Annotated in this window: 15 protein-coding genes and 1 riboswitch; of the genes, 6 read left to right on the top strand and 9 right to left on the bottom strand. The window is 71.3% G+C overall.

Features of this window, described 5'->3' with window-relative positions; genetic code table 11:
- Positions 1–154: 154 nt before the first annotated feature.
- The gene (gene egtA, locus ACWGKQ_RS29545; protein WP_453295036.1) at positions 155–1,447 is read left to right on the top strand and encodes an ergothioneine biosynthesis glutamate--cysteine ligase EgtA; all 1,293 of its coding nucleotides are present in this window, start codon (positions 155–157) and stop codon (positions 1,445–1,447) included.
- Positions 1,448–1,499: 52 nt separating this feature from the next.
- Here egtA and ACWGKQ_RS29540 read toward each other — a convergent pair whose 3' ends face one another.
- The 7 genes from ACWGKQ_RS29540 to ACWGKQ_RS29510 form a co-directional block, all read right to left on the bottom strand.
- On the bottom strand, positions 1,500–2,900 hold the full coding sequence (locus ACWGKQ_RS29540) for an NtaA/DmoA family FMN-dependent monooxygenase (protein ID WP_453295035.1): 1,401 nt from the start codon (positions 2,898–2,900) through the stop codon (positions 1,500–1,502).
- A complete protein-coding gene (locus ACWGKQ_RS29535; protein WP_453295034.1) occupies positions 2,897–3,997 on the bottom strand; it encodes an LLM class flavin-dependent oxidoreductase in 1,101 nt (366 codons plus the stop codon). The genes ACWGKQ_RS29540 and ACWGKQ_RS29535 overlap by 4 nt, the downstream gene beginning before the upstream one ends.
- 479 nt (positions 3,998–4,476) lie before the next feature.
- Positions 4,477–5,697, bottom strand: coding sequence for a dipeptidase (locus ACWGKQ_RS29530; RefSeq protein WP_453295033.1), 1,221 nt, complete (start codon positions 5,695–5,697; stop codon positions 4,477–4,479).
- Positions 5,694–7,361 (bottom strand): dipeptide ABC transporter ATP-binding protein, encoded by a 1,668-nt coding sequence (locus tag ACWGKQ_RS29525; protein WP_453295032.1) that lies wholly within the window; start codon positions 7,359–7,361, stop codon positions 5,694–5,696. Before ACWGKQ_RS29525 ends, ACWGKQ_RS29530 begins: the two co-directional genes overlap by 4 nt.
- Entirely contained in the window at positions 7,354–8,301 is a 948-nt protein-coding gene (locus ACWGKQ_RS29520; RefSeq protein ID WP_453295031.1) for an ABC transporter permease, read from the bottom strand. The genes ACWGKQ_RS29525 and ACWGKQ_RS29520 overlap by 8 nt, the downstream gene beginning before the upstream one ends.
- A 3-nt stretch (positions 8,302–8,304) precedes the next feature.
- A complete protein-coding gene (locus ACWGKQ_RS29515; RefSeq protein ID WP_453295030.1) occupies positions 8,305–9,387 on the bottom strand; it encodes an ABC transporter permease in 1,083 nt (360 codons plus the stop codon).
- Positions 9,384–11,033 carry an ABC transporter substrate-binding protein gene (locus ACWGKQ_RS29510; RefSeq protein WP_453295029.1) on the bottom strand — a complete coding sequence of 550 codons (1,650 nt, stop codon included), beginning with the start codon at positions 11,031–11,033 and terminating at the stop codon, positions 9,384–9,386. Before ACWGKQ_RS29510 ends, ACWGKQ_RS29515 begins: the two co-directional genes overlap by 4 nt.
- Before the next feature lie 259 nt (positions 11,034–11,292).
- A riboswitch (SAM riboswitch) is annotated at positions 11,293–11,402 on the bottom strand.
- 221 nt (positions 11,403–11,623) lie between these two features.
- Between ACWGKQ_RS29510 and ACWGKQ_RS29505 the strand changes: the two genes are divergently transcribed.
- Both ACWGKQ_RS29505 and ACWGKQ_RS29500 read left to right on the top strand, forming a co-directional pair.
- Entirely contained in the window at positions 11,624–15,799 is a 4,176-nt protein-coding gene (locus tag ACWGKQ_RS29505; RefSeq protein ID WP_453295028.1) for a beta-galactosidase, read from the top strand.
- 239 nt (positions 15,800–16,038) lie between these two features.
- A complete protein-coding gene (locus tag ACWGKQ_RS29500; RefSeq protein ID WP_453295027.1) occupies positions 16,039–16,743 on the top strand; it encodes a DUF4097 family beta strand repeat-containing protein in 705 nt (234 codons plus the stop codon).
- A gap of 10 nt (positions 16,744–16,753) precedes the next feature.
- On the opposite strand, the gene ACWGKQ_RS29495 is transcribed toward ACWGKQ_RS29500, so the two are convergent.
- Complete coding sequence (locus tag ACWGKQ_RS29495; RefSeq protein ID WP_453295026.1) at positions 16,754–17,332, bottom strand: O-methyltransferase; 579 nt, start codon at positions 17,330–17,332, stop codon at positions 16,754–16,756.
- Positions 17,333–17,491: 159 nt separating this feature from the next.
- Here ACWGKQ_RS29495 and ACWGKQ_RS29490 point away from each other — a divergent pair, with 159 nt between their 5' ends.
- Positions 17,492–18,448 carry a redoxin family protein gene (locus tag ACWGKQ_RS29490; protein ID WP_453295025.1) on the top strand — a complete coding sequence of 319 codons (957 nt, stop codon included), beginning with the start codon at positions 17,492–17,494 and terminating at the stop codon, positions 18,446–18,448.
- Between the two features lie 44 nt (positions 18,449–18,492).
- On the opposite strand, the gene ACWGKQ_RS29485 is transcribed toward ACWGKQ_RS29490, so the two are convergent.
- Positions 18,493–19,155 (bottom strand): aggregation-promoting factor C-terminal-like domain-containing protein, encoded by a 663-nt coding sequence (locus tag ACWGKQ_RS29485; protein WP_453295024.1) that lies wholly within the window; start codon positions 19,153–19,155, stop codon positions 18,493–18,495.
- A gap of 276 nt (positions 19,156–19,431) precedes the next feature.
- Here ACWGKQ_RS29485 and ACWGKQ_RS29480 point away from each other — a divergent pair, with 276 nt between their 5' ends.
- Positions 19,432–20,475 carry an alpha/beta fold hydrolase gene (locus ACWGKQ_RS29480; RefSeq protein WP_453295023.1) on the top strand — a complete coding sequence of 348 codons (1,044 nt, stop codon included), beginning with the start codon at positions 19,432–19,434 and terminating at the stop codon, positions 20,473–20,475.
- Positions 20,476–20,611: 136 nt separating this feature from the next.
- Positions 20,612–21,459, top strand: an 848-nt coding sequence (locus ACWGKQ_RS29475) for a BadF/BadG/BcrA/BcrD ATPase family protein (RefSeq protein WP_453295022.1), incomplete at its 3' end; no start/stop codon positions are given.

Here is a 21,459-nt window from a genome sequence, read left to right as displayed (position 1 = left end):
CGGGTTGCCATGCGAGTCACCGAGTGCCCGGCTGTCTGGAAAGTGCGCCCTTGTCATGACAGGGCGGGACGGCGGACTCTGGCAGCAGGCACAGCGGTACGCGTACCGGACGTCGGATCCCCGACGGCCCTGAGGCGGCTCAGGAGGCTCCCGGATGTCGGTTTCACCGGAGTGCGGCGTGGACGGCCCTGCCCTGACCGAGCACGAGGCGGAGGCGCTGGTCGAGGGAATCTGCTTCAAGACCGGCCCGCCGCGCAGTGTCGGGGTCGAAGTGGAGTGGCTCGTCCACCGGGAGCGTGCACCGCACGACGCCGTGCGCCGGGAGGACCTGGCAGCGGCCCACGATGAGCTGCGGACCCTGCCGCTGACGTCCGGGCTGAGCGTCGAGCCCGGCGGTCAGGTGGAGCTGAGTTCCCGGCCGGCCCCGTCGCTGGCCCGGTGCGTCTCGGAGGTCTCGGCCGATCTGGCGGCGGTGCGCACCGCACTGCGCAGGCACGGCCTGACCCTGGCCGGCATGGGCGTCGACCCCTGGCAGCCGCCGCGCCGGTTCCTGCGGGAGCGGCGCTACGACGCCATGGAGGCCTGCCTCGACCGTACGGGTCCGGCCGGGCGAACCCTGATGTGTACCTCGGCCTCCGTCCAGGTGTGCCTCGACGCCGGACAGGAGGAACCCGGCGCCACCGGATTCGCCCGCCGCTGGTGGCTGGCGCACCACCTGGGCGCCGTCCTGGTCGCGGCGTTCGCGAACTCGCCCATGGCCGAGGGCCGCGCCACGGGCTGGCTGTCCACACGGCAACTGAAATGGGCGCAACTCGATCCGGGGCGGGCCGGCGGACCCTCCCCGGCCTCCGACCCGCGCCGTGCCTGGACCCGGCGGGTCCTCGACGCACCGGTGATGTGCATACGGCGGGACGGCCCCTGGGAGGTGCCGGACGGAGTGAGCTTCCGCGCCTGGACCCGCTCGCACACCATGCGCCCGCCGACCCGTGCGGACCTCGACTACCACATCAGCACGCTGTTTCCGCCCGTCAGGCCGCGCGGCCACCTGGAACTGCGCATGATCGACGCACAGCCCGGCGACGACGGGTGGACCGTGCCCCTCGCGGTGGTCACGGCCCTGTTCGACGACCCGGGTGCCGCCGAGACCGCGCACCGGGCGGCGCAGCCCCTGGCGCGGCGGGCCGCCGGGGCCCCGGCGCCGCACAACCCGCTGTGGACCGACGCGGCGCGCCACGGGCTCGCCGACCCGGAACTGCGGCGCGCCGCCGTGACCTGCTTCGCCGCGGCGCTGGACGCCCTGCCCCGGCTGGGCGCCGGCACAGCCGTCACGGACGCCGTCGCGGCCTACGCCGACCGCTACGTCCGCCGCGGCCGCTGCCCGGCCGACGACGTACTCGACCGGCAGCGCGACCACGAGCCGTCCGTACGGCGCCGGGCCCGGCGGTGACCCGGACGGTCCCGGCACCGGGTCCTGGCACCGGGTCCCGGCAGTGGGGTGCTCAGCCCGCCTCCCGCCGCTCGGGCGCGGCGCGGTGGGTGAGCGGTTCGCGCAGGCCGAGGTGTTCGCGCAGGGTGGTGCCGGTGTACTCGGTGCGGTAGACCCCGCGTTCCTGGAGTTCCGGGACGAGCAGGTCGACGATGTCGTCGAGCCCGGCGGGGATGAGGTACGGCGTGACGTTGAAGCCGTCGACCGCGCCGTGCCGCACGAAGCGGGCGAACCTGTCGGCCAGGCCGGACGGAGTGCCGACGTGTCCGCGCTGCGGGCCGAGCGCGATGACGGTCTCGCGCAGCGACCAGCCGTGCGCCTGCGCCTTCGCCCGCCACTCGGCCACCACCGTGCGCGGGTCGGCGATCCGCCGCGCCCCGAAGGAGCCGTCGTTCTCGGTGACGACCGGGTCCTCCGCCGGCAGCGGTCCGTCGGCGTCGCGGTCGGACAGGTCGATGCCCCACAGCAGTCCGGCGACTCCGAGGGCCGTGGCGGGCGTGACCTGCTGGAGCCGGATCCAGCGCTTCTTCTCCTGTGCCTCCTCCTCGGTGGCGCCGATGATGATCTCGGTGCCGGGCAGGATCCGCAGGTCGTCGTCGGGCCGCCCGGCCGCCAGCAGGCGGCGCCGGATGTCCTCGGCGAAGGCCAGCGCGTCGTCGAAGTCGTTGCCGTGCGCGGAGAAGATGACGTCGGCGTTGCGGGCGGCGAAGTCACGCCCCTCGCCGGAGTCCCCGGCCTGGAAGATCACCGGGTGGCCCTGGGCGCTGCGCGGCAGGGTGGGGGCGAGGTCGACGTCGAACTGCGCTCCCCGGTGGCTCACCCGGCGTACAGCACCGGGCACCGACCAGGCCGGCGCGGCCGCGGACGACGCGACCGCCTTGTCGTCCCAGCCGTCCCACAGGGCGCGGGCCACGGTGAGGAACTCGTCGGCGCGCCGGTAGCGGTCGGCGTGGTCGAGATAGCCGCCGCGGCGGAAGTTGGCGCCGGTCCAGGCGTTGTCGGTGGTCACCACGTTCCAGCCGGCCCGGCCCTCGGAGAGCAGGTCGAGGCCGGAGAGGCGGCGGGCGAGGTCCGCGGGCTCGTTGAAGGTGGAGTTGGAGGTGGAGACCAGGCCGATCCGGCGGGTGACCGCGGCCAGCGCCGCGAGCTGGGTGATGGCGTCCGGGCGTCCGGCCACGTCGAGGTCGTGGATCCTGCCGTCGACCTCGCGCAGCCGGAGTCCCTCACCGAGGAAGAACGCGTCGAACAGGCCCCGTTCGGCGGTCTGGGCGACCCGCCGGAAGGAGGCGGGGTCGATCTGCGAGCCGCTGTTGGGGGCGGACCAGATGGTCCAGTGGTTCACGCCCTGGAAGAACACCCCGAAGTGCAGCTGGGCATGCGGCCGGGGGACGTCGAGGGGGTCGGTGCGGGTCATCGGGCTTCCTCCTGGACGGCCGCGGCGGCGAAACGGTTGGCGGGGCGCTCCAGCCCCAGGGCCGAGCGCAGGGACGTGCCGGGCAGCGGGCGGGCGGTGAGGCGCCGCTCGGACAGGGCCGGCAGGACGAGGCGGGAGACGACCGGCAGGTCCTCGTCCAGGACGAGGGGATGCAGCCGTACCCCGTCCACGTGACGGCTCAACTCGTCGAGAACGGCGACCAGTCCGTCCGCGGAGCCGACGTGCCGCAGCCGTCCGCGGTCAGTCCAGGGCGCGTACCGCGCCAGGTCGGCGACCCGCTCGGCGCCGGTCGCGTCCGGCGTGTCCAGCGCCACCTCGACCTCGGCGAAGACGCGCGGCGTACCGGTGCCGGCCGCGGCCGCGGCGACCGACGCCGGGTCGCGGCCCTCGACCAGGGCGACGTCGAGCCGATCGGCGGGCACCCGGTCCGCGCGGCCCAGGACGACGAGCTGCCCCTGCGGCGGGCGCGGCACGATCGCCGGGCCCTTCACGGCGTAGGTCTCCCCGGTGAAGTCGATGTAGTGCAGCCGGTCACGGTCGAGGTAGCGGCTGGTGGCCACGGACCGGATGACCGCGTCGTCCTCCCACGAGTCCCACAGGGCCCGGGCCACCTCCACCCCGTCCCGGGACTCCCGGGCCCGTCCGGCCGCGTCGCCGACCAGCGGACGCCCCCAGACCCGGGCCGCCGCGGGCTGCTCCTCCTCCGCCACCACCCACCCGGCGCGCCCGGCGGAGATGTGGTCCAGGGACGCCAACTGGCTGGAGACATGGAAGGGTTCGGCATAGGTGACCGGTACGACGGGCGCGATCCCGATGGTGCTCGTGGACGCCGCGACGAAGGCCGCCCGCTCCACCGCGCCGATCCGGCCGACGGGATCCGGCGCGGCACCGGGCGGCAGCACCCCGTCGTCCAGGGTGATCAGGGTGAAGCCGGCGTTCTCGGCCACGGCGGCGAGGCCGGCCGCACGGCGCGGGGTGAGCAACTGGTCGGGTGCGTGGGCGGCGCGGCGCCAGGCCGCGGGGTGGGCGCCGTCACCGTCGATCTCGACGGCGAGGTGCAGGGCGGGGCCGGACAATGGACGTTCCTTCCGGGAAGCACGGGAACTCGGCGGACGCACGGCCACGACGAGCGAGCCGGACGCCACGGGCAGAGGCAGAGGCAGGGGACGAGAGCCGGGCGAAGCCACGACGCGCGAGGCGGGAGTGGTGGCGACTACGGGTGCTGGGCGGGACGACGGCGTGCGGACCCGGCGCGGCCACGGCGTACCCGAGCTGCGGGACGCGCCTGCGCGACCGGCGCGCGGTACTGGCTTGCGGGACGGGCCGCAGGCGTCAGAGGAGGTGTCCGGGCAGACAGACGGCGGAGCAGGTGCGGCAGTAGTCGACATGCCGGCGGATGATCAGTCGCACGCCACAGCGCCCACCTCGCGGTGCCGCGCCGGATACGTGCATCAAGGGCCTCCACCCGTCAGAAACCGATCGGTTCACCGTACGTCGCACGCCCCGGCGGATGTCAAGAACAAGCGACGCGGCCCACACCGGCGCCACCGGCGCGTCAGCGCAGCGGGGTCGTGGGCCACAGCGGCTCGGTGGCCCGTTCCTCGGCGGCACGCAGGACCCGCAGGACGTTCCGGCCGGTCAGGGCCTCCAGCTCCGGCCGGGACCAGCCCCGGTCGGCGAGTTCGCGCAGCAGGACCGGATAACCGGAGACATCGGCGAGGCCGGTCGGCTGATGGTCCACCCCGTCGTAGTCGCCGCCGAGACCGATGTGGTCCACCCCGGCCACCTCGCGGGCGTGCTCCACATGGTCGGCCACCTGGGCGACGGTCACCTCGGGGCGGGGGTGGGCATCGAGCCAGCTCTTCAACCGCTCGTCGGCAGCCACGGTGAACGCCTCCGCGTGCTCCTCGGCGACCCGCGCCGGGTCCTCGCCGGGGCGCGGTGCGCGCGGCCAGCTCCAGGGCACGGCGGTCAGACCGAGGCGGGCACGCTCGTCCTGGAGCGCCCGGCCCCAGGCGGCGACGTCGGCGGAGACGAAGTACGGCACGAAGGTCAGCTGGATCACGCCCCCGTTGCCGGGGAGCAGCTCCAGCACCTCGTCGCTCACGTTGCGGGGGTGGTCGTTGAGCGCGCGTGCCGAGGAGTGGCTGAACAGGACCGGTGCGGTGGACACGGCGAGGGCCGCGCGCTGCGTGGACTCGGCGACGTGGGAGAGGTCCACGAGCACGCCGGTGCGGTTCAGTTCCGCGACGATCGCCCGGCCGGTGTCGTCGAGACCGCCGACCACCGGCTCGTCGGTGGCCGAGTCGGCCCAGGAGGTGTTGTCGTTGTGCGTGAGGGTCACGTACCGCACGCCCAGCCGGGCGTACGAGCGCAGCACCCCGGACGACTCGGCGAGGCTGTGCCCGCCCTCGACCCCGAGCAGGGAGGCGATGCGTCCCTCGGTGAACGCCCGCTCGACGTCGGCGGCCGTGTAGGCGATCCGCAGGGTGCCGGGGTAGCGGGCGGCGAGCCGGTAGACGGCGTCGATCTGCTCCAGGGTGGCCACCACGGCCTCGGGCTCGGGCAACCCGGAGGAGACGTACACCGACCAGAACTGCGCGCCGACCCCGCCGGCGCGCAGCCGGGGCAGGTCGGTGTGCAACTCCGGGCGGCCGGCGTCGAGCCCTTCCACGCTGTAACCGGCCCGCGCGCGCAGCGCCACCGGCAGGTCGTTGTGCCCGTCGAAGACGGGTGTACTGCGCAGCACTTCCTCGATCAGTGTGCCGTCGCTCATGAGCCGGCCACTCCTTCCTCCACGGGTCGCTGCTGACGTCTCGCCTGCCGGACCGGGTCGGGCACCGGCAGGGCGGCGACGAGCCTGCGGGTGTAGTCGTCCTGCGGGCTGCCGAGCACCCGGCCGGTGGGACCCTCTTCGGCGATCCGTCCCCGGTGCAGTACCGCCACCCGGTCGGCGACCTGTTCCACCACGGCCAGGTCGTGGCTGACGAACAGCGCCGCGAAGCCCAGTTCCCGCTGGAGCTCGCCGAACAGGTCCAGCACCTTGGCCTGCACGGACACGTCCAGCGCGGAGGTCGGCTCGTCCGCGATCAGCAGCCTCGGCCGCAGCGCGAGCGCCCGGGCGAGGCCGGCGCGCTGACGCTGGCCGCCGCTGAGTTCGTGCGGGTAGCGGTCCGCGTAGGCGCGGGGCAGGCGCACCGCTTCGAGCAGCGACTCGGCCCGCGCCCGGATCTCCTTCGCACCCAGCTCCCGGCGGTGCACGACGAGCGGTTCCGCGATGCTTTCGGCGATGGTCAGCAGGGGATTGAAACTGGTGGCGGGGTCCTGGAAGACATAGCCGATCCGACCGGCCGTTCCCTTCCGCCTCCGGGTCAACGGATCGCCGAACAGCTCCAGTTGGCCGCCCGTCACCGCGGTCAGCCCGGCGATGGCCCGCCCGATGGTGGTCTTGCCGCTGCCGCTCTCACCGACCAGCCCGAGCACTTCACCCGCCCCGATCTCGAAACTCACCCCGTCCACCGCCCGGAAGCCCTTGCTCCCCAGCCGTCCGGGGTAGTCGACGACCAGTCGGCAGGCACGTACGACCGGATGTTCCTCCCCGTCCGCAGCGACCGACGGCCGCGCGCGTCCGCCGCTACCGAAGTCCGGTACGGCCGCGAGGAGTTCCCGGGTGTACGGGTGCGAGGGCGCCGCGAACAGCGTGCGCACCGGCGCCTGTTCCACCACCTTTCCGGCCCGCATGACCGCCACCCGGTCGGCGAGGTCGGCGACGACGCCCATGTTGTGGGTGATGAGCAGCACGGCGGTGCCGAAGTCGGTGCGGCAGCGGTGCAGCAGTTCCAGGATCTCCGCCTGCACCGTGACGTCCAGGGCGGTGGTCGGTTCGTCGGCGACGATGAGCCGGGTGCCCAGGGCGAGGGCCATGGCGATGACCGCGCGCTGCTTCTGACCGCCGGACAACTGGTGCGGGTAGTGGTCGACGCGGGTGGCCGGGTCGGGGATGCCGACCTTGTCCAGCCATTCCACGGCGAGCGCCCGCCGCTGGGCCCTGGAGCCGCCGCGCCCGTGGGCGCGCAAGCCCTCGGTGAGCTGCCAGCCGATGGTGAAGACGGGATTCAGCGCGGTGGAGGGTTCCTGGAAGACCATCGCGGCGTGCGTGCCGCGCAGGGCGCGCAGCCGGGCCGGGGACGCGGTGAGCACGTCCTCCGCGGGATCCGAGATGCCGTCACCGAGCAGCACCCGGCCGCGCACGGTCGCGGTGCCGGGCAGCAGGCCGAGGACGGACCGGGCGGTGACGGTCTTGCCGCTGCCGCTCTCGCCGACCAGGGCCAGCACCTCGCCGGGGGCGACGGCGAGGCTGACGCCGCGGACGGCGGGCGCCGCGCCGGTGTCGGTGGCGAAGCCGACGTGCAGGTCCTCGATGCGCAGCAGGTCAGTCATCGTCCCCGCCTCCGTCCGCGGGAAGGGCGGGGGCGCCGGTCCGGCGCCGCAGCCGCGGGTCGGCCAGGTCGGTGAGGCCCTCGCCGAGCAGGGTCGTGCCCAGCACCGTGAGCACGATGCCCAGGCCGGGCGGGATCGCCGTCCACCAGATGCCCGAAGTGACGTCGGCGACCGCGCGGTTGAGGTCGTAACCCCACTCGGCGGCGGAGTTGGGCTCGATGCCGAAGCCCAGGAAGCCGAGGCCGGCGAGGGTGAGGATGGCCTCCGAGGCGTTGATCGTGAAGATCAGCGGGAGGGTGCGCACCGAGTTGCGCAGCACGTGCCGGGTCATGATGCGCCACGGCCCGGTGCCGATCACCCGGGCCGCGTCGACGAACGGCTCGGCCTTCACCCGGATCACCTCGGCCCGTACGACCCGGAAGTACTGCGGTACGAAGGACACCGCGACCGAGCAGGCGGCCGCCCCGAGACCGCCGACGAGACTCGACCGGCCACCGCTGATCACGATCGACATGAGGATGGCGAGCAGCAGCGGCGGGAAGGCGTACAGCGCGTCCGCCAGCCCCACGAGGAGCCGGTCCAGCCGGCCCCCGAGGTAGCCGGAGACCAGCCCGAGCACGGTGCCCGGCACCACCGAGAGCAGCAGTGCGGCGACGATGATCAGCAGCGCGGTCCGCGCGCCCCAGACCGTCCGGGACAGGACGTCGTACCCGGCGATGGTCGTGCCCAGCGGGTGGGCGCCGCTCGGATGCTGCTGGGAGCCGAACAGGCCGTGAGTGTCACGGAGTTGGGCGTACCCGTGCGGGGCGAGGAACGGTCCCAGCAGTGCGGTGAGGACGAACAGCACGGTCAGGACCAGGCCGGTGAGCAGCATGGCCCGCTGTACTCCCGCGCCCGTCCGCAGCCGCAGCGGCAGCCGTCGTACCAGTACCAGCGCCATGACTCAGTACCTCACTCGCGGGTCGATCAGCGCGGCCACGACGTCGACGAGGAAGTTGGTCACCGCCACGACGACGGCGAACAGGGCCACGATGCCCTGCACCGCCGGGAAGTCACGCACCGTCAGGTAGTGGGCGAGCTCGTAGCCGAGGCCCTTCCACTCGAAGGTCGTCTCGGTGAGAACCGCGCCGCCGAGCAGGCCGGCGACCTGGAGCCCCAGCACGGTGACGACGGGGATCAGCGCGGGCCGGGTGGCGTGCCGGGTGACCAGGCGCAGCGGGGCCACGCCCCGGGAGCGGGCGGCCTCGACGTACTCGGCGGAGAGCGTGCCGATCAGGTTCGTGCGCACCAGCCGGAGCAGCACGCCGGCCACGAGCAGACCCAGGGCCACCCCGGGCAGCACGGCATGCCGGAGCACGTCCGTGATCGCCGTGCCGTCGCCGCTGCGCAGGGCGTCGACCAGGTACACGCCGGTCGTGCTGGTCTGGTCCTGGAGGAAGAGCTGGACACCGGTGCTCGCCCGGCCCGACGCGGGCAGCCAGCCCAGCCAGATCGCGAAGACCAGCTTCAGCAGCAGGCCCACGAAGAACACGGGCGTGGCGTAGGTCAGGATCGCGAACAGGCGCAGGACCACGTCGGGCGCCCGGTCGCGGTAGGCGGCCGCCACCATGCCCAGCGGGACGCCGATGACCAGGGCCACCAGGAGTGCGTAGCAGGCGAGTTCGACGGTCGCGGCGCCGTATGTGCCGAGGACACGCGTCACCGGCTGGTTGTCGGTGACCGTACGGCCGAAGTCGCCGGTGGCCAGCGAGCGCAGGTAGTCCAGGTACTGGGTGAGCAACGGCCGGTCGTAGCCCGCCTGGTGGAGCTTGGCCTGGAGCTGGTCCGGGGTGAGCCGGTCGCCGAAGGCGGCGCTGATCGGGTCGCCGGTCAGCCGCATCAGGAAGAAGACCAGACTGACCAGGATCAGCACGGTGGGGATGATGAGGAGGAAGCGGACCACCAGGTATCGGGCGAACCCGTACCCGGCGGCGCCGTCGGCCGGGGTGGCGACGGCGCCGGGGGTCTCCTGCGTCAGAGTGCTCACTTTTTCGAGAGTCCCGCCCAGCGGAACTGGTACCTCGCGTCCAGCTCGGCCGGCACCCCGCTGACGTCGCTGCGGGTGACGATGGCGGTGGACCCCTGGAGCAGCGGCAGCAGCGGCACCTGCGCGGCGGCCCTGTCCTGCGCCTGCTTCAGGAGCCCGGTCCGCTTCGTGGCGTCCGTCTCGGTCTCCTCCTTCTTGATCAGCGCACGCACGGCGGGGTCGTCGTAGCCGTTGGCGACCCAGCTGTTGGCCGAGTAGAAGGGCGAGAGGTAGTTGTCGGCGTCGAGGTAGTCGGCGTACCAGCCGAGCTGGTACAGCGGGTAGAGGTGCTTGACGCGGTCCTTGCCGTACTGGGTCCACTCGGTCGACTGGAGGTTCACCTTGAACAGCCCGGTGGCCTCCAACTGGGTCTTGACCAGCGCGTACTCGTCGGCCGAGGAAGACCCGTAGTGGTCGCTGTTGTACTGCAGGTTGAGCGTCACCGGGGTGCTCACCTTCGCCGCCTTCAGCCGGGCCGCCGCGGCGGCCTTGTCGGGGCCGCCCTTCTTGTCGCCGTAGAGCGACTTGAAGGAGGGGGTGGCGCCGGTCAGGCCGTCCGGGACGGAGCTGTAGAGCGGCTGGTAGGTGTTCTTGTAGACCTGCTGGGCGAGTTGGGACCGGTCGACGGAGTCCGCGACCGCCTGCCGGACGGCGAGGGCCTTCTTCGCGTCGGCGTTCTTCGTCCTGGTGCCGTAGGGCTGGGTGGCGAGGTCGAAGACGATGTAGCGGATGCCGTTGCCGGAGCCGGTGTGGACCTTGACGTCCTTCTGCTTGCCGAGGTCGTCCAGGTCGGCGGTGGTGAGCGTGCGGTAGACGGCGTCGATGGTGCCCTGCTGGACGTCGAGCTTCAGATTGCTTGCGTCCGTGTAGTACTTCAGCTGGATGTTCTCGGTCTTCGGCGCGCCCAGCTGCCCCTTGTACTCCGCGTTGGCGGTGAAGGACACCAGTGAGTTCTTGTCGTAGCTCTTGATGCCGTACGGCCCGTTCCACGGCTTGGCCGCGACGATCGCCTTGTCGTCGAGGATCTTGTCCGCGGGGAACACCTGCTCGTCCACGATGTAGCCGGCGGCCGTGGACAGCACCTGCGGGAACAGCGTGTCGTCGGCCGACTTGAGGGTGAAGACGACCGTGGTCGGGTCCGGGGCGGCGACCGAGGCGAGGTTGTACAGCAGCGACGACGGGCCGTTCTCGTCGGCGATCTTCAGGTCCCGGTCGAAGCTGAACTTGACGTCCGAGGAGGTCAGTTCATGCCCGTTGGCGAACTTCAGGCCCTTCTTCAGCGTGACCGTGTACTCCTTGGGCCCGGTCGGCCTGATCCCGGTGGCCAGGTCGGGGGAGACGTCCGCGGAGCCGTTCTGCTGGTTGAGCAGGGTCGCGTAGACCTCGCTCTCGATGGTGCCGGAGCCCGCGTCCCACGCCCCGGCCGGGTCGAGGCTGGCGACCTGGTCGGTGGTACCGACGGTGATCGCCGAGCCGGAGCTCGCGGTGCTTCCGTCCTTGCTGCTGGTGCAGGCGGTCAGCGCGACCAGGAACGCCGTGCCGAGGGATATCGCGCCGAGGCCGGGGCGAAGGGGTCTGGACGGCGTCGGACCGGTGTGGAATGCCATCAGGAGTCTCTACTTCCGCATCAGGGGTGCGTGAGGCAGCCGTGGCGCGAGGCTGCGCCATGGCGTGCGAGGGTCACGTGAGAAACAGGGGGGAGCGGGTCACACGGACGAGCGGCAGATGTGCCGACCCGGGGAGGGCGGGATCAGCCCTGACACAGACAGCTGGACACCAGCAGCAGGTCGACATGGAGCCGGGAACACAGCATCAGGGCCTTGGCCATGCCGTCCTCCCGGGTTCTGGCCCGCCTCGGGGCCGATGTGAGCGCACTTGCAGAAAGAAGAGATCCGCCGAGCCGTCACCTGGGGCACCCCGCTGCGTCGAGGGTTGCCGTCCGGCCAGCCAGGGCTTGATCACCGGAACTCGTAGCTCGCGCTCACCGTAGATCGGCTGTTCTCCCGGCGTCAACATGCCCAGGGGCACACGGAGGTGACTTTATGTCAGTGATGTTTCGTCCAGCGGGGGTCACGCGCCGCCTCTGCCTTCTCGACGGTGTTCTTCCGCCCCATTGTGTTGAGCCTTGCACCCCCTTACTGTTCGACTTTGCCCGAGTCTGTTTGGTGTTGATTGCTCAGTCGGTCTGGAGGCCGCGGTGCGGAGTGATCGGATCGGTTCAGAGGCTGCGAGACCCGGTGGCGGCCGGTGGTGGCGGCCCGTTCTCGCGGCGGCGGCGACCATCGCCCTGGCCGCGGGCGTGATCGCGCCGGCCGCGGCGCAGGACATCGGCACGCAGGCGTCCGCCGCCGCGGCCACCGCCGCCCCGCAGACGCACACGGTGAGTCTGGACGGCTACTCGTTCCTCGTCGACGGCAAACGCACCTACCTGTGGTCCGGCGAGTTCCACTACTTCCGGCTGCCGAGCCAGGACCTGTGGCGCGACATCTTCCAGAAGATGAAGGCCGCAGGATTCAACTCCACCTCGCTGTACTTCGACTGGGGATACCACTCGCCGAAACCCGGTGTGTACGACTTCACCGGGGTGCGGGACGTCGACAAGCTCCTCGACATGGCCCAGGAGGCCGGGCTCTACGTCATCGCCCGCCCGGCGCCGTACATCAACGCGGAGGTCGACAGCGGCGGCCTGCCCGGCTGGCTGACCACCAAGGCCGGCAACAACCGCAGCGACGACCCGCGGTTCCTGAAGTACGCGGACGAGTGGCTGACGCAGATCGATCGGATCATCGCCCGCCACCAACTGACCAACGGCACCGGGTCGGTCATCGCCTACCAGGTCGAGAACGAGTACTACAACGGCTCGGCCGCCGGCCGCTCCTACATGCAGCACCTGGAGGACAAGGCCCGCGCCGACGGCATCACGGTCCCGCTGACCGGCAACAACAACGGCACCTTCAACTCCGGCACCGGCGCCCTCGACGTCGACGGCCCGGACTCCTACCCGCAGGGCTTCAACTGCTCGAACCCCTCGAAGTGGAACGGCGTCCCCGACATCAGCTACGACCACCCGGCCGGAAAACCGCTGTACTCACCGGAGTTCCAGGGCGGCGCCTTCGATCCCTGGGGCGGACCGGGCTACGACAAGTGCGCCCAGCTGATCAACGACCAGTTCGCCGACGTCTTCTACAAACAGAACATCGCCGTCGGCACCACCGCGCAGAGCTTCTACATGACGTACGGCGGCACCAACTGGGGCTGGCTGGGCATGCCGGAGAACTACACGTCGTACGACTACGGGGCCGCGATCCGGGAGACCCGCCAGCTCGACCCGAAGTACTACGAGGACAAGCTGATCGGGTACTTCACCCAGTCCGTCGCCCCGCTGACCAAGACCGAGGCGATCAGGGCCACCCCGCCGGACGACTCCGCGGTCGTCGACACCGCCCGGATGAACCCCGACACCAGGACCCAGTTCCACGTCCTGCGGCACGGCAACTCCACGTCCACCGCGGTCGACAGGACACACATCGCCCTGGACTTCAACGCCCAGCCGGCCGCGGACACCACCTACACCTGGGACGACCCCGACTCCGCGCTGCAGTACACCGGTTCGTGGTCGCACGTGGCCAACACCAGCTATACCGGCGGCGACTACAAGCACACCGAGTCGTTCTCGAAAACGGCCGGTGACTCGCTCACCGTCCCCTTCGACGGCACCGCGATCCGCTGGATCGGCTCCAAGACGGGCAACCACGGCTACGCCGACGTCTACCTCGACGGCACCAAGGAAGCCACGGTCGACGACTCCGGCAGCGAGAACCAGGCGGTGCTCTTCCAGAAGACCGGCCTGACACCGGGCGCGCACACCCTGAAGATCGTCGTCGACGGGAACCACGGTTCGGCCTCGACGGACAACTACGTGGCCGTCGACGCCATCGACGTACCGACCGGCGACTCGGCCTCGGAGCCGACCTACCCGGTCGTGCCCCAGCAGCCCGGCACCGCGATCACCCTCGACGGCCGCGACTCGCACGTGATCGTCGCCAACTACCGGCTCGGTGACACCCAGTTGCAGTACTCGACGTCGGAGATCATGACCAGCGCGACGATCGGGAACCGGGACGTCGCCGTCCTCTACGGCGACAAGGACAGCGACGGCGAAACCGTCCTGCGCTACACATCCGAGCCCACCGTGACCGCCACCGGCGGCGCGGTCACGACCACCTGGGACGCGGCCACCGGGGACCTGCGGCTGAACTACACCCACCAGGGCCTGATCCGCATCAGCATCAGCGGCGCCGGACAGCGCCCGCTCCTGCTGCTCGTCGGCGACAAGGCCACGGCGGAGACCTTCTGGCGCCAGGACACGGCCACCGGCCCGGTACTCGTCCGCGGCACCCACCTGCTGCGCACGGCCACCAGCCTGGACGGCGGCCACACCGTGGCACTCACCGGCGACAACGCCGACGACAAGAACGTCGAGGTGTTCACCTCCGCCGACCGCGTCACCTGGAACGGCAGAACGGTACGCACCCAGGCCACCGACACGGCGAGCCGCACCGGGACGATCCCGGTGGCCGCCCCGATCGACCTGCCGACGCTGACGAACTGGAAGCACGCCGACGAATCCCCCGAGTCGGCCGCCGGTTTCGACGACTCAAGCTGGCAGGTGGCCGACAAGACGACCACCAACAGTGTCTCCGGCACCAACTCCCTGCCGGTGCTCTACGCGGACGACTACGGCTTCCACACCGGCAACACCTGGTACCGCGGCCGCTTCCGCACCACCGGCAAGGAGACCGGCGTCCACCTGGTCTCGGACTCCGGCGGAGACGCGCAGGCGTTCTCGGCCTGGCTCAACGGCACCTTCCTGGGCAGCTCCACCACCGGCAGTGCCGACTTCACCTTCCCGTCCGGCGCGTTGAAGTCGTCGGGCGACAACGTCATCTCCGTGCTCACCGTGAACATGGGACACGAGGAGGACTACAACTCGACCAACGGCAACAAGACCGCACGCGGCCTGACCAGCGCCTCCCTCGTCGGAGCGCCGCTGTCCTCCGTGACCTGGCGGGTGCAGGGCGTACGAGGCGGCGAGGACCTCCAGGACACGGTGCGCGGCCCGCTCTCCACGGGCGGCCTGTACGGCGAGCGGGCCGGCTGGTCCCTGCCCGGCTACCCGGACAAGAGCTGGAACCAGGTGTCCCTGCCGACCACCGACACCCGCCCCGGCGTCTCCTGGTACCGCACCGACGCCGACCTGGACCTGCCGCACGGCCAGGACACCTCGATCGGGCTGACGTTCACCGACGACCCGTCCCGCAGGTACCGTGCCACGATCTTCGTGAACGGCTGGCAGGTCGGCAACTACGTCAACTACCTCGGCCCGCAGCACACCTTCCCCGTGCCCAACGGCATCCTCAACCCCAACGGCCACAACAGCATCGCCATCGCCGTGTGGAACCTGGACGGCAGCACCGGTGGACTCGGCAAGGTCTCCCTCACCGACTACGGCAGCTACGCCTCCTCCCTGCGCGTCGCACAGAACGACAGCCCCCGCTACGACCCCGTGAAGTACGCGATGCCGAAGCGCCCGGGAACGGACGTCACCCTGGCCGTGCCGGACACCGCGCAGCCCGCACAGGCCTTCACGGCCGAGGCCACGGTGCGGGTGCCGAAGGACCGGCCGTCCGCCACCCGCCTGACAGCCTCGCTCGCCGCCCCCGACGGCTGGAGCGCGACCGCCACGAGCCCCGCCACGGTCCCGCGCGTACGGCCGGGCGGCTCGGCCACCTTCACCTGGAAGGTCCAGCCGCCCGACGGCACCCTCCCTTCCGCCTCGGCACTCACCGCCACGGTGGACTACATACAGAGCGGACGGCACGCCACCGGAAGTGACGAGCGCATCGTCGGCGGGATCCCGCCGGCCCCGCCGGCCGGCGAGAGCGCGGTGAGCGACCTGCCGTTCCTGTCGTCCACCAACGGGTGGGGCCCGGTGGAGCGGGACACCAGCGTCGGCGAACAGGCGGCCGGGGACGGCCGTCCGATCACCATCGCGGGCGTCGGCTACGCCAAGGGCCTGGGCACCAACTCGGTCAGCGACGTCCAGCTCTACCTGGCCGGCAACTGCTCGCGGCTGACGGCGCAGGTCGGCGTCGACGACGAGACGAGCGGCGCGGGCACCGTGACGTTCTCCGTGATCGCCGACGGCAGGACCCTGGTGACCACACCGACGATCCGCGGCAAACAGGCCGCGGTTCCCATCGACGTCGACGTCAGCGCCACCCAGGTGCTCGACCTCAGAGTCGGCGACGCCGGCGACGGCAACGGCAACGACCACGGCGACTGGGGGACACCGACACTGACGTGCGGCTAGCCGGCGAGCGGAGCGACGACGGCACGAGGCCTCGCGCGGCGGCAGACCACGCCGTGCGAGGCGGGCCACTGCCCCCCTTCCGGTGGAACCCGGACGGCCCACTCCTGGTTATTGGGGGGTTTTCCCCAGTGAAGGCGGGAGAGCGGCTGCGTAGGATCGCGATGACTGATCAGGCGATTCAACTCGCTTCACACGGGGGGACTTTCATGCGACGCCCACAGACGCGCGTCCTTACAGTTGTGGCTCTGGCTGCTCTCACGGTCAGCGGGCTGTCCGCGTGCTCGGTGCTCAGCCAGAAGACCTTCGAGGACGACGCCAAGGTGTCCCGGAGAATCACCTCGATCCGTCTCGACAACAGGAACGGAGATGTGAAGGTGGACGCTTCGGCCGACGCCTCCACGATCTCCGTGCACCGCAAGGTCAACTACCGCGGTGACAAGCCGAGTGGCACGTCCTTCCACGTCAGGGACGGCGTCCTGGTGCTGTCCGGCTGCGGCGAGCACTGCGGCGTCGACTACACCGTCAAGGTGCCTGCCGGGCTTGCGGTGACGGGAGGCACGTCCAACGGCGGCCTCGCACTGACCGGTGTCGGCACCGTCGATGTACACACAAGCAACGGTGAGATCGCGGTGACCAACGCCACGGGCCCCGTGAAGCTACGCACGTCCAACGGGGACGTCGACGTCAAGGACGTCAGGGGCGGCGGCATCGACACACAGACATCGAACGGCGAGGTGACGATCCGGGCCGCCACACCCCAGAACATCAGAGTTCGCACGACCAGCGGCAACCTCACAGTCACCGCACCACCTGCCAAGTACCGGATCTCGGCGGACGACTCCCAGGGCGACAAGAACGTGGCGTTCAAGAACGACCCGTCAGGCACGTACCGCCTGGACCTGTCCACAACGAGCGGCGACCTGACCGTGAAGTCGGCGGCCTAGTCCGTGGCTCCTACGCCCCCCGCACAGCCATGACAAGTCCGCTTGCCCATGCCAGTCGGACGGATCGGAAATCGTGCCGTCCTTCCAGTTCGGCCAGGAGACGTTTCACGGAGGCCGCATGGGCCTCCGGCCACCCAGGCTGTGGGAGCAGGTCGTCGATCAGGTAGGTGCCACCAGGGGCCACGAGTTCCAACGCCCGTTCAAGATGGGTGAATTTGCCGGGCCAGGTATCCGCGAACACCAGGTCGAAGGGCTCCCCGTCATAGTCCTCCAGCCATTCCCCGCCGTCTCCGGCCACAAAGGTCACCCTCGGGTCAGCCCCCAACTGCTCGCGGGCAAGCGCCTGGACAGCAGTGTCGAGTTCGACCGTGACCAGACGACAGGCTCCGTCCATCCCGCTCAGGAGCCAAGCGGTGCCTTCGCCCACGCCGGTGCCGAGTTCGAGAATGCGGCCACCCGGCCGGGCAGCCGCGAGTACGGCCAGCAAGCTGCCGGTTCGCTCCTCACACGACCTGGTGAAGCCTGCCTTGTGGGCTGCTTCGCGCAGCGCGGGCAGAGCGGTGGGGAATGTGCTTGGTGTGTCGTCCATCAAGGGATGATGCAAGCGCCCCTCTCCCCACGCAACAGCGTTTGTCGCACCTCGGCGGCGGGCGCCGGCGCCCTGTGCGGCCCTCGCCGGAACAGTCCCTCCGGCTCGGCTTGACCTTACCCTTGGGGGCAAGGTTTAGCGTTCTTCGAGGTGAGAGGCATGCAGATCAGTGAGCTGGCCCGCCGGGCGGGTGTGACGACGAAGGCGGTGCGCTACTACGAGTCGCTGGGCCTGATCGCGCCCGAGCGGTTGGCCAACGGCTACCGGGACTACGACGAGCACGACGTACGGCTCACGCAGGAGATCCGGGCGCTCGGCAGGCTCGGAATTCCTGTCGAGCGCACCCGCCCGTTCCTGGAGTGCCTCACGGCCGGCCACCGGCATGCCGACGAGTGTCCGGCCTCGCTGGCCACCTACCGGGACGCCATCGACGAGCTCACCCAGCGGATCGAGGGGCTCACCGCCCGTCGGGCGGTACTGGTCTCGCACCTGCAACTGGCCGCCCACCGGGGCAGCCGGCTCTCACCGGTCGACGAAGGAGAGGACCTGATGACGGACTACACCAGCCTGCCCGCAGACCTGCCCGTCCCCGAGGACGACGGCGCAGCCGACCACCTGCCCGGCACGAAGATGCCCCGCCTGGAACTTTCGGGTACCGACGGCGCGGCCGTCCGCCTCGACGCGCTCGGCGCGGGACGCACCGTGATCTACGTCTACCCGCTCACCGGCCGCCCGGACGTCGACCTGCCCGACGGCTGGGACTCGATCCCCGGCGCGCGCGGGTGCACCCCCGAGACATGCGGTTTCCGCGATCACTACCAGGAACTCCTCGCCGCGGGTGCCGACGGTGTGTTCGGCCTCTCCAGCCAGGAGACCGACTACCAGCGTGAGGTGGTCGAGCGGCTGCATCTGCCGTTCCAGATGCTCTCCGACCCTGCACGGAGCCTGGCACGGGAACTCGCCCTGCCCACGTTCGAGACCAGCGGGCTGACGCTCTACAAGCGGTTGACCGTGATCGTCCGGGACGGCGTGATCGAGCACGCCTTCTATCCGGTCTTCCCCCCGAACGAGCACGCCGGTCAGGTCCTGGCCTGGCTTCGGGACAACCGCCCCTAGCCGTCTCGCCGGGCAACGGTGGTCCGAGGCCGCCTGCCGCGTCCTCAGTACGCGTGGTGGACCTGCCAGAACGCCCAGGCCTGGCAGGGACTGCCATAGGTGGTGTTCATGTAGTTGAGGCCCCACTTGATCTGCGTGGCCGGGTTGGTCTGCCAGTCGGAGGCGACGGAGGCCATCTTGTTGCCGGGCAGGGCCTGGACGAGACCGTAGGCGCCGGAGGACGGGTTGACCGCGAGGTAGTTCCAGGTGGACTCGTGATCCACGATGTTGCTGAAGCACTGGAACTGGCTGCTGCCCACGATCTCCGCGGCCATCGCCTTGATCTGCGCCACCGTGTAGGAGCTCTGCACGGTGAAGCTGGCGGCGGGATCGCCGGCCGCGGCCTTGGCCTGGGCGCGCTCCTGGGCCGCGGCCTTCTTGGCCTTCGCGGCCTTGGCCGCCGCCGCGCGCGCGGCCCGCTCGGCGTCCTTCGTGGCGCTCACGTCCGCCTGCACGGCCATGGCGTCGGCCTGCTGCGTCAGCGACGCGGTCTGCACCTGCGCCTGCTGGCCCGCGGGCAGATCCGCGAGCAGGGTGGCATCGGTCGCCGTCGCTTCCGCGTCGTTGTTCTGCGCGCTGCTGCCCGAGGCGACACCGACGACACTTCCGACAGCGGTGACCGCGGTGGCCGACGCCACCGCGATTCCCCGGACCGATATGCGGCTCACGCGCTTCTCTTCCTCTTCGCCCGGGCCACCGTGTGCGGCGGTCGACGGAAGCATCTCGCTCGACTGGGTACGGCGGTTGGAACACTCTTGCGTGCCGGCCCGGCCGGCGCAATGCCGTGGGGAGTGCGGATCCTCACACCTCCGCGCGACGACGTCGGCGCGTCGTCGACCGAACGCCTCTGCGTGCCACGGGTGTTGTGACAGGATGCTCGATGCGTCACCGGTTGGACCGGTGACGGGTAGTGGCGGTGAACGCTGGATCGAGGAGGGCTTCACGTGATCAACAGGCGTACCTTCGGCACGGCTCTGGGAACCGGTGCGGCGACTGTCTCGCTGGGTGGTCCGCACATGCTCCCGTCCGCCTTCGGCGGCACGTCACCGGAGTCCGGGGGCGCCACGTCCTTCGCGCGGCTGAGGCGGATCAGAGCCGGACTGCTCGACGTCGGCTACGCGGAGGCCGGTCCGGCCCACGGTCCCGTGGTCGTCTGCCTGCACGGCTGGCCGTACGACATCCACAGCTTCGTCGACGTCGCCCCGCTGCTCGCCGAGCAGGGCTACCGGGTGATCGTCCCCTACCTGCGCGGTCACGGCACGACCCGCTTCCTCTCCGACCGCACCTTCCGCAACGCCCAGCAGTCGGCCGTCGCCCTGGACATCGTCGCCCTGATGGACGCCCTCAAGATCGAGAAGGCCGTGCTGGCCGGCTTCGACTGGGGATCGCGCACCGCCGACATCATCGCCGCGCTCTGGCCGGAGCGGTGCCGGGCGCTGGTGTCGGTGAGCGGGTACCTCATCACCAACCTCAAGGCCAACCTGGAGCCGCTGGCGGCGAAGGCCGAGCACACCTGGTGGTACCAGTTCTACTTCGCCACCGAGCGCGGCCGAAAGGCGATGGAGGACCGGGACAAGCGCCGTGACCTGACCCGGCTCGTCTGGGAGGAGGTCTCCCCGACCTGGCACTTCGACGACGCCACCTTCGACCGTACGGCCGCGGCCTTCGACAACCCCGACTACGCGGCCATCGTCATCCACAACTACCGCTGGCGGCTCAGCCTCGCCGACGGTGAGCGCCGCTACGACGACCTCGAGAAGCGGCTCGCCGCACGGCCGTTCATCACCGTGCCCACCATCGCCCTCGACCCGGAACGCGACCCGTTCACGGCACCGGGCGACGGCAGCACGTACCGGGACAGGTTCACGGGCGCGTACCGGCACCGCACGCTGGCGGACATCGGCCACAACCTCCCCCAGGAGGCACCCGAGGCGTTCGCGCAGGCGGTCGTGGACGCGGATCACCTCGCGAAGTCGTCACCCTCCTGATGGGTGACGTGACGGGTTGGGGCGGCAAGCCGAGTCGAACAGGCCCAAGGCGTAACCGAGTTCGGGGAAGTCGGCGAGGCTCCGGTCCACGTCGTGGGAATGTCCGACGCGGATGTACCGACCACCATGGGTGACAATGAGTAGCGATCTGAATCCGGAATCCCGGTGGGTCGTCGGGATCGACGCAGGCGGCACCCGGACCCGTGCCGTCCTCGCGGACGCCGCCGATGGGCGCGTTCTCGGGGAGGGCTTGGCCGGGCCGGGCAACGCGCTGGCCGTGTCGGCGCCGGATCTCGCCGACCACCTGGCCGAGGCGGTCGCGTCGGCCGTGCCGGAGGCGGGGCGCGCGCGGGTCGCCGCGGTGGTCGGCGGCTTCGCGGGGGCCGCCCGCGCTCCCGAGGAGGAGCCGGGGCGGGTGCGGGCGCGGGCCGCTCTCACCACCGCGTTGACCCGGCTGGGCATCGGCACCGAGGCGGTCGAGGTCTACAGCGACATCGAGGCGGCCTTCGCAGGCGCGCCCGGGCAGCCGGCCGACGGACTCGCCCTGGTGGCCGGCACCGGCGCGGTCGCCGCCCGGATCGAGGGGCGCGCACTGGTCGCCACGTCCGGCGGGGACGGCTGGTTGCTGGGGGACGACGGCGGCGGATTCTGGATCGGACGTGAGGCGGCCCGGGCGGCCCTGCGGGCAGCTGACGGGAGGGGCGGACCGACGGCACTGACGGCGGCGGTCGGGCAGGCCCTGGGAATCCCGGCAGGCGTGCTTCCCCCGGCCGAAGGCGAGCTCTGGGCGCCGGAGCTCCGGGCCGCCTACCGGGCGTGTCTCCTGCCGGCCGTGATGGACCGCCCGCCGGTGCGGCTGGCCGATCTCGCGCCCCTGGTGCCGCGGGCGGCGGCCGAGCAGGACGCGGTCGCCGCGGCCGTCCTCCAGGAGGCCGCCGCCCATCTCACCGCGACCCTGGCCGCGTTGGAGCCGCACCCGGGTGC

The sequence above is a fragment of the Streptomyces sp. NPDC054770 genome (assembly GCF_053611985.1).
This window is presented reverse-complemented; position numbering and strand designations above follow the sequence as displayed.

What these genes read in the sequence shown, in the direction of transcription:
- ACWGKQ_RS29510 (WP_453295029.1), bottom strand. Translation starts at nt 11,033, where the DNA reads ATGGCATTCCACACCGGTCCGACGCCGTCCAGACCCCTTCGCCCCGGC.
- ACWGKQ_RS29490 (WP_453295025.1), top strand. Translation starts at nt 17,492, where the DNA reads ATGCAGATCAGTGAGCTGGCCCGCCGGGCGGGTGTGACGACGAAGGCG.
- ACWGKQ_RS29520 (WP_453295031.1), bottom strand. Translation starts at nt 8,301, where the DNA reads ATGGCGCTGGTACTGGTACGACGGCTGCCGCTGCGGCTGCGGACGGGC.
- ACWGKQ_RS29495 (WP_453295026.1), bottom strand. Translation starts at nt 17,332, where the DNA reads ATGGACGACACACCAAGCACATTCCCCACCGCTCTGCCCGCGCTGCGC.
- ACWGKQ_RS29525 (WP_453295032.1), bottom strand. Translation starts at nt 7,361, where the DNA reads ATGACTGACCTGCTGCGCATCGAGGACCTGCACGTCGGCTTCGCCACC.
- egtA (WP_453295036.1), top strand. Translation starts at nt 155, where the DNA reads ATGTCGGTTTCACCGGAGTGCGGCGTGGACGGCCCTGCCCTGACCGAG.
- ACWGKQ_RS29540 (WP_453295035.1), bottom strand. Translation starts at nt 2,900, where the DNA reads ATGACCCGCACCGACCCCCTCGACGTCCCCCGGCCGCATGCCCAGCTG.
- ACWGKQ_RS29530 (WP_453295033.1), bottom strand. Translation starts at nt 5,697, where the DNA reads ATGAGCGACGGCACACTGATCGAGGAAGTGCTGCGCAGTACACCCGTC.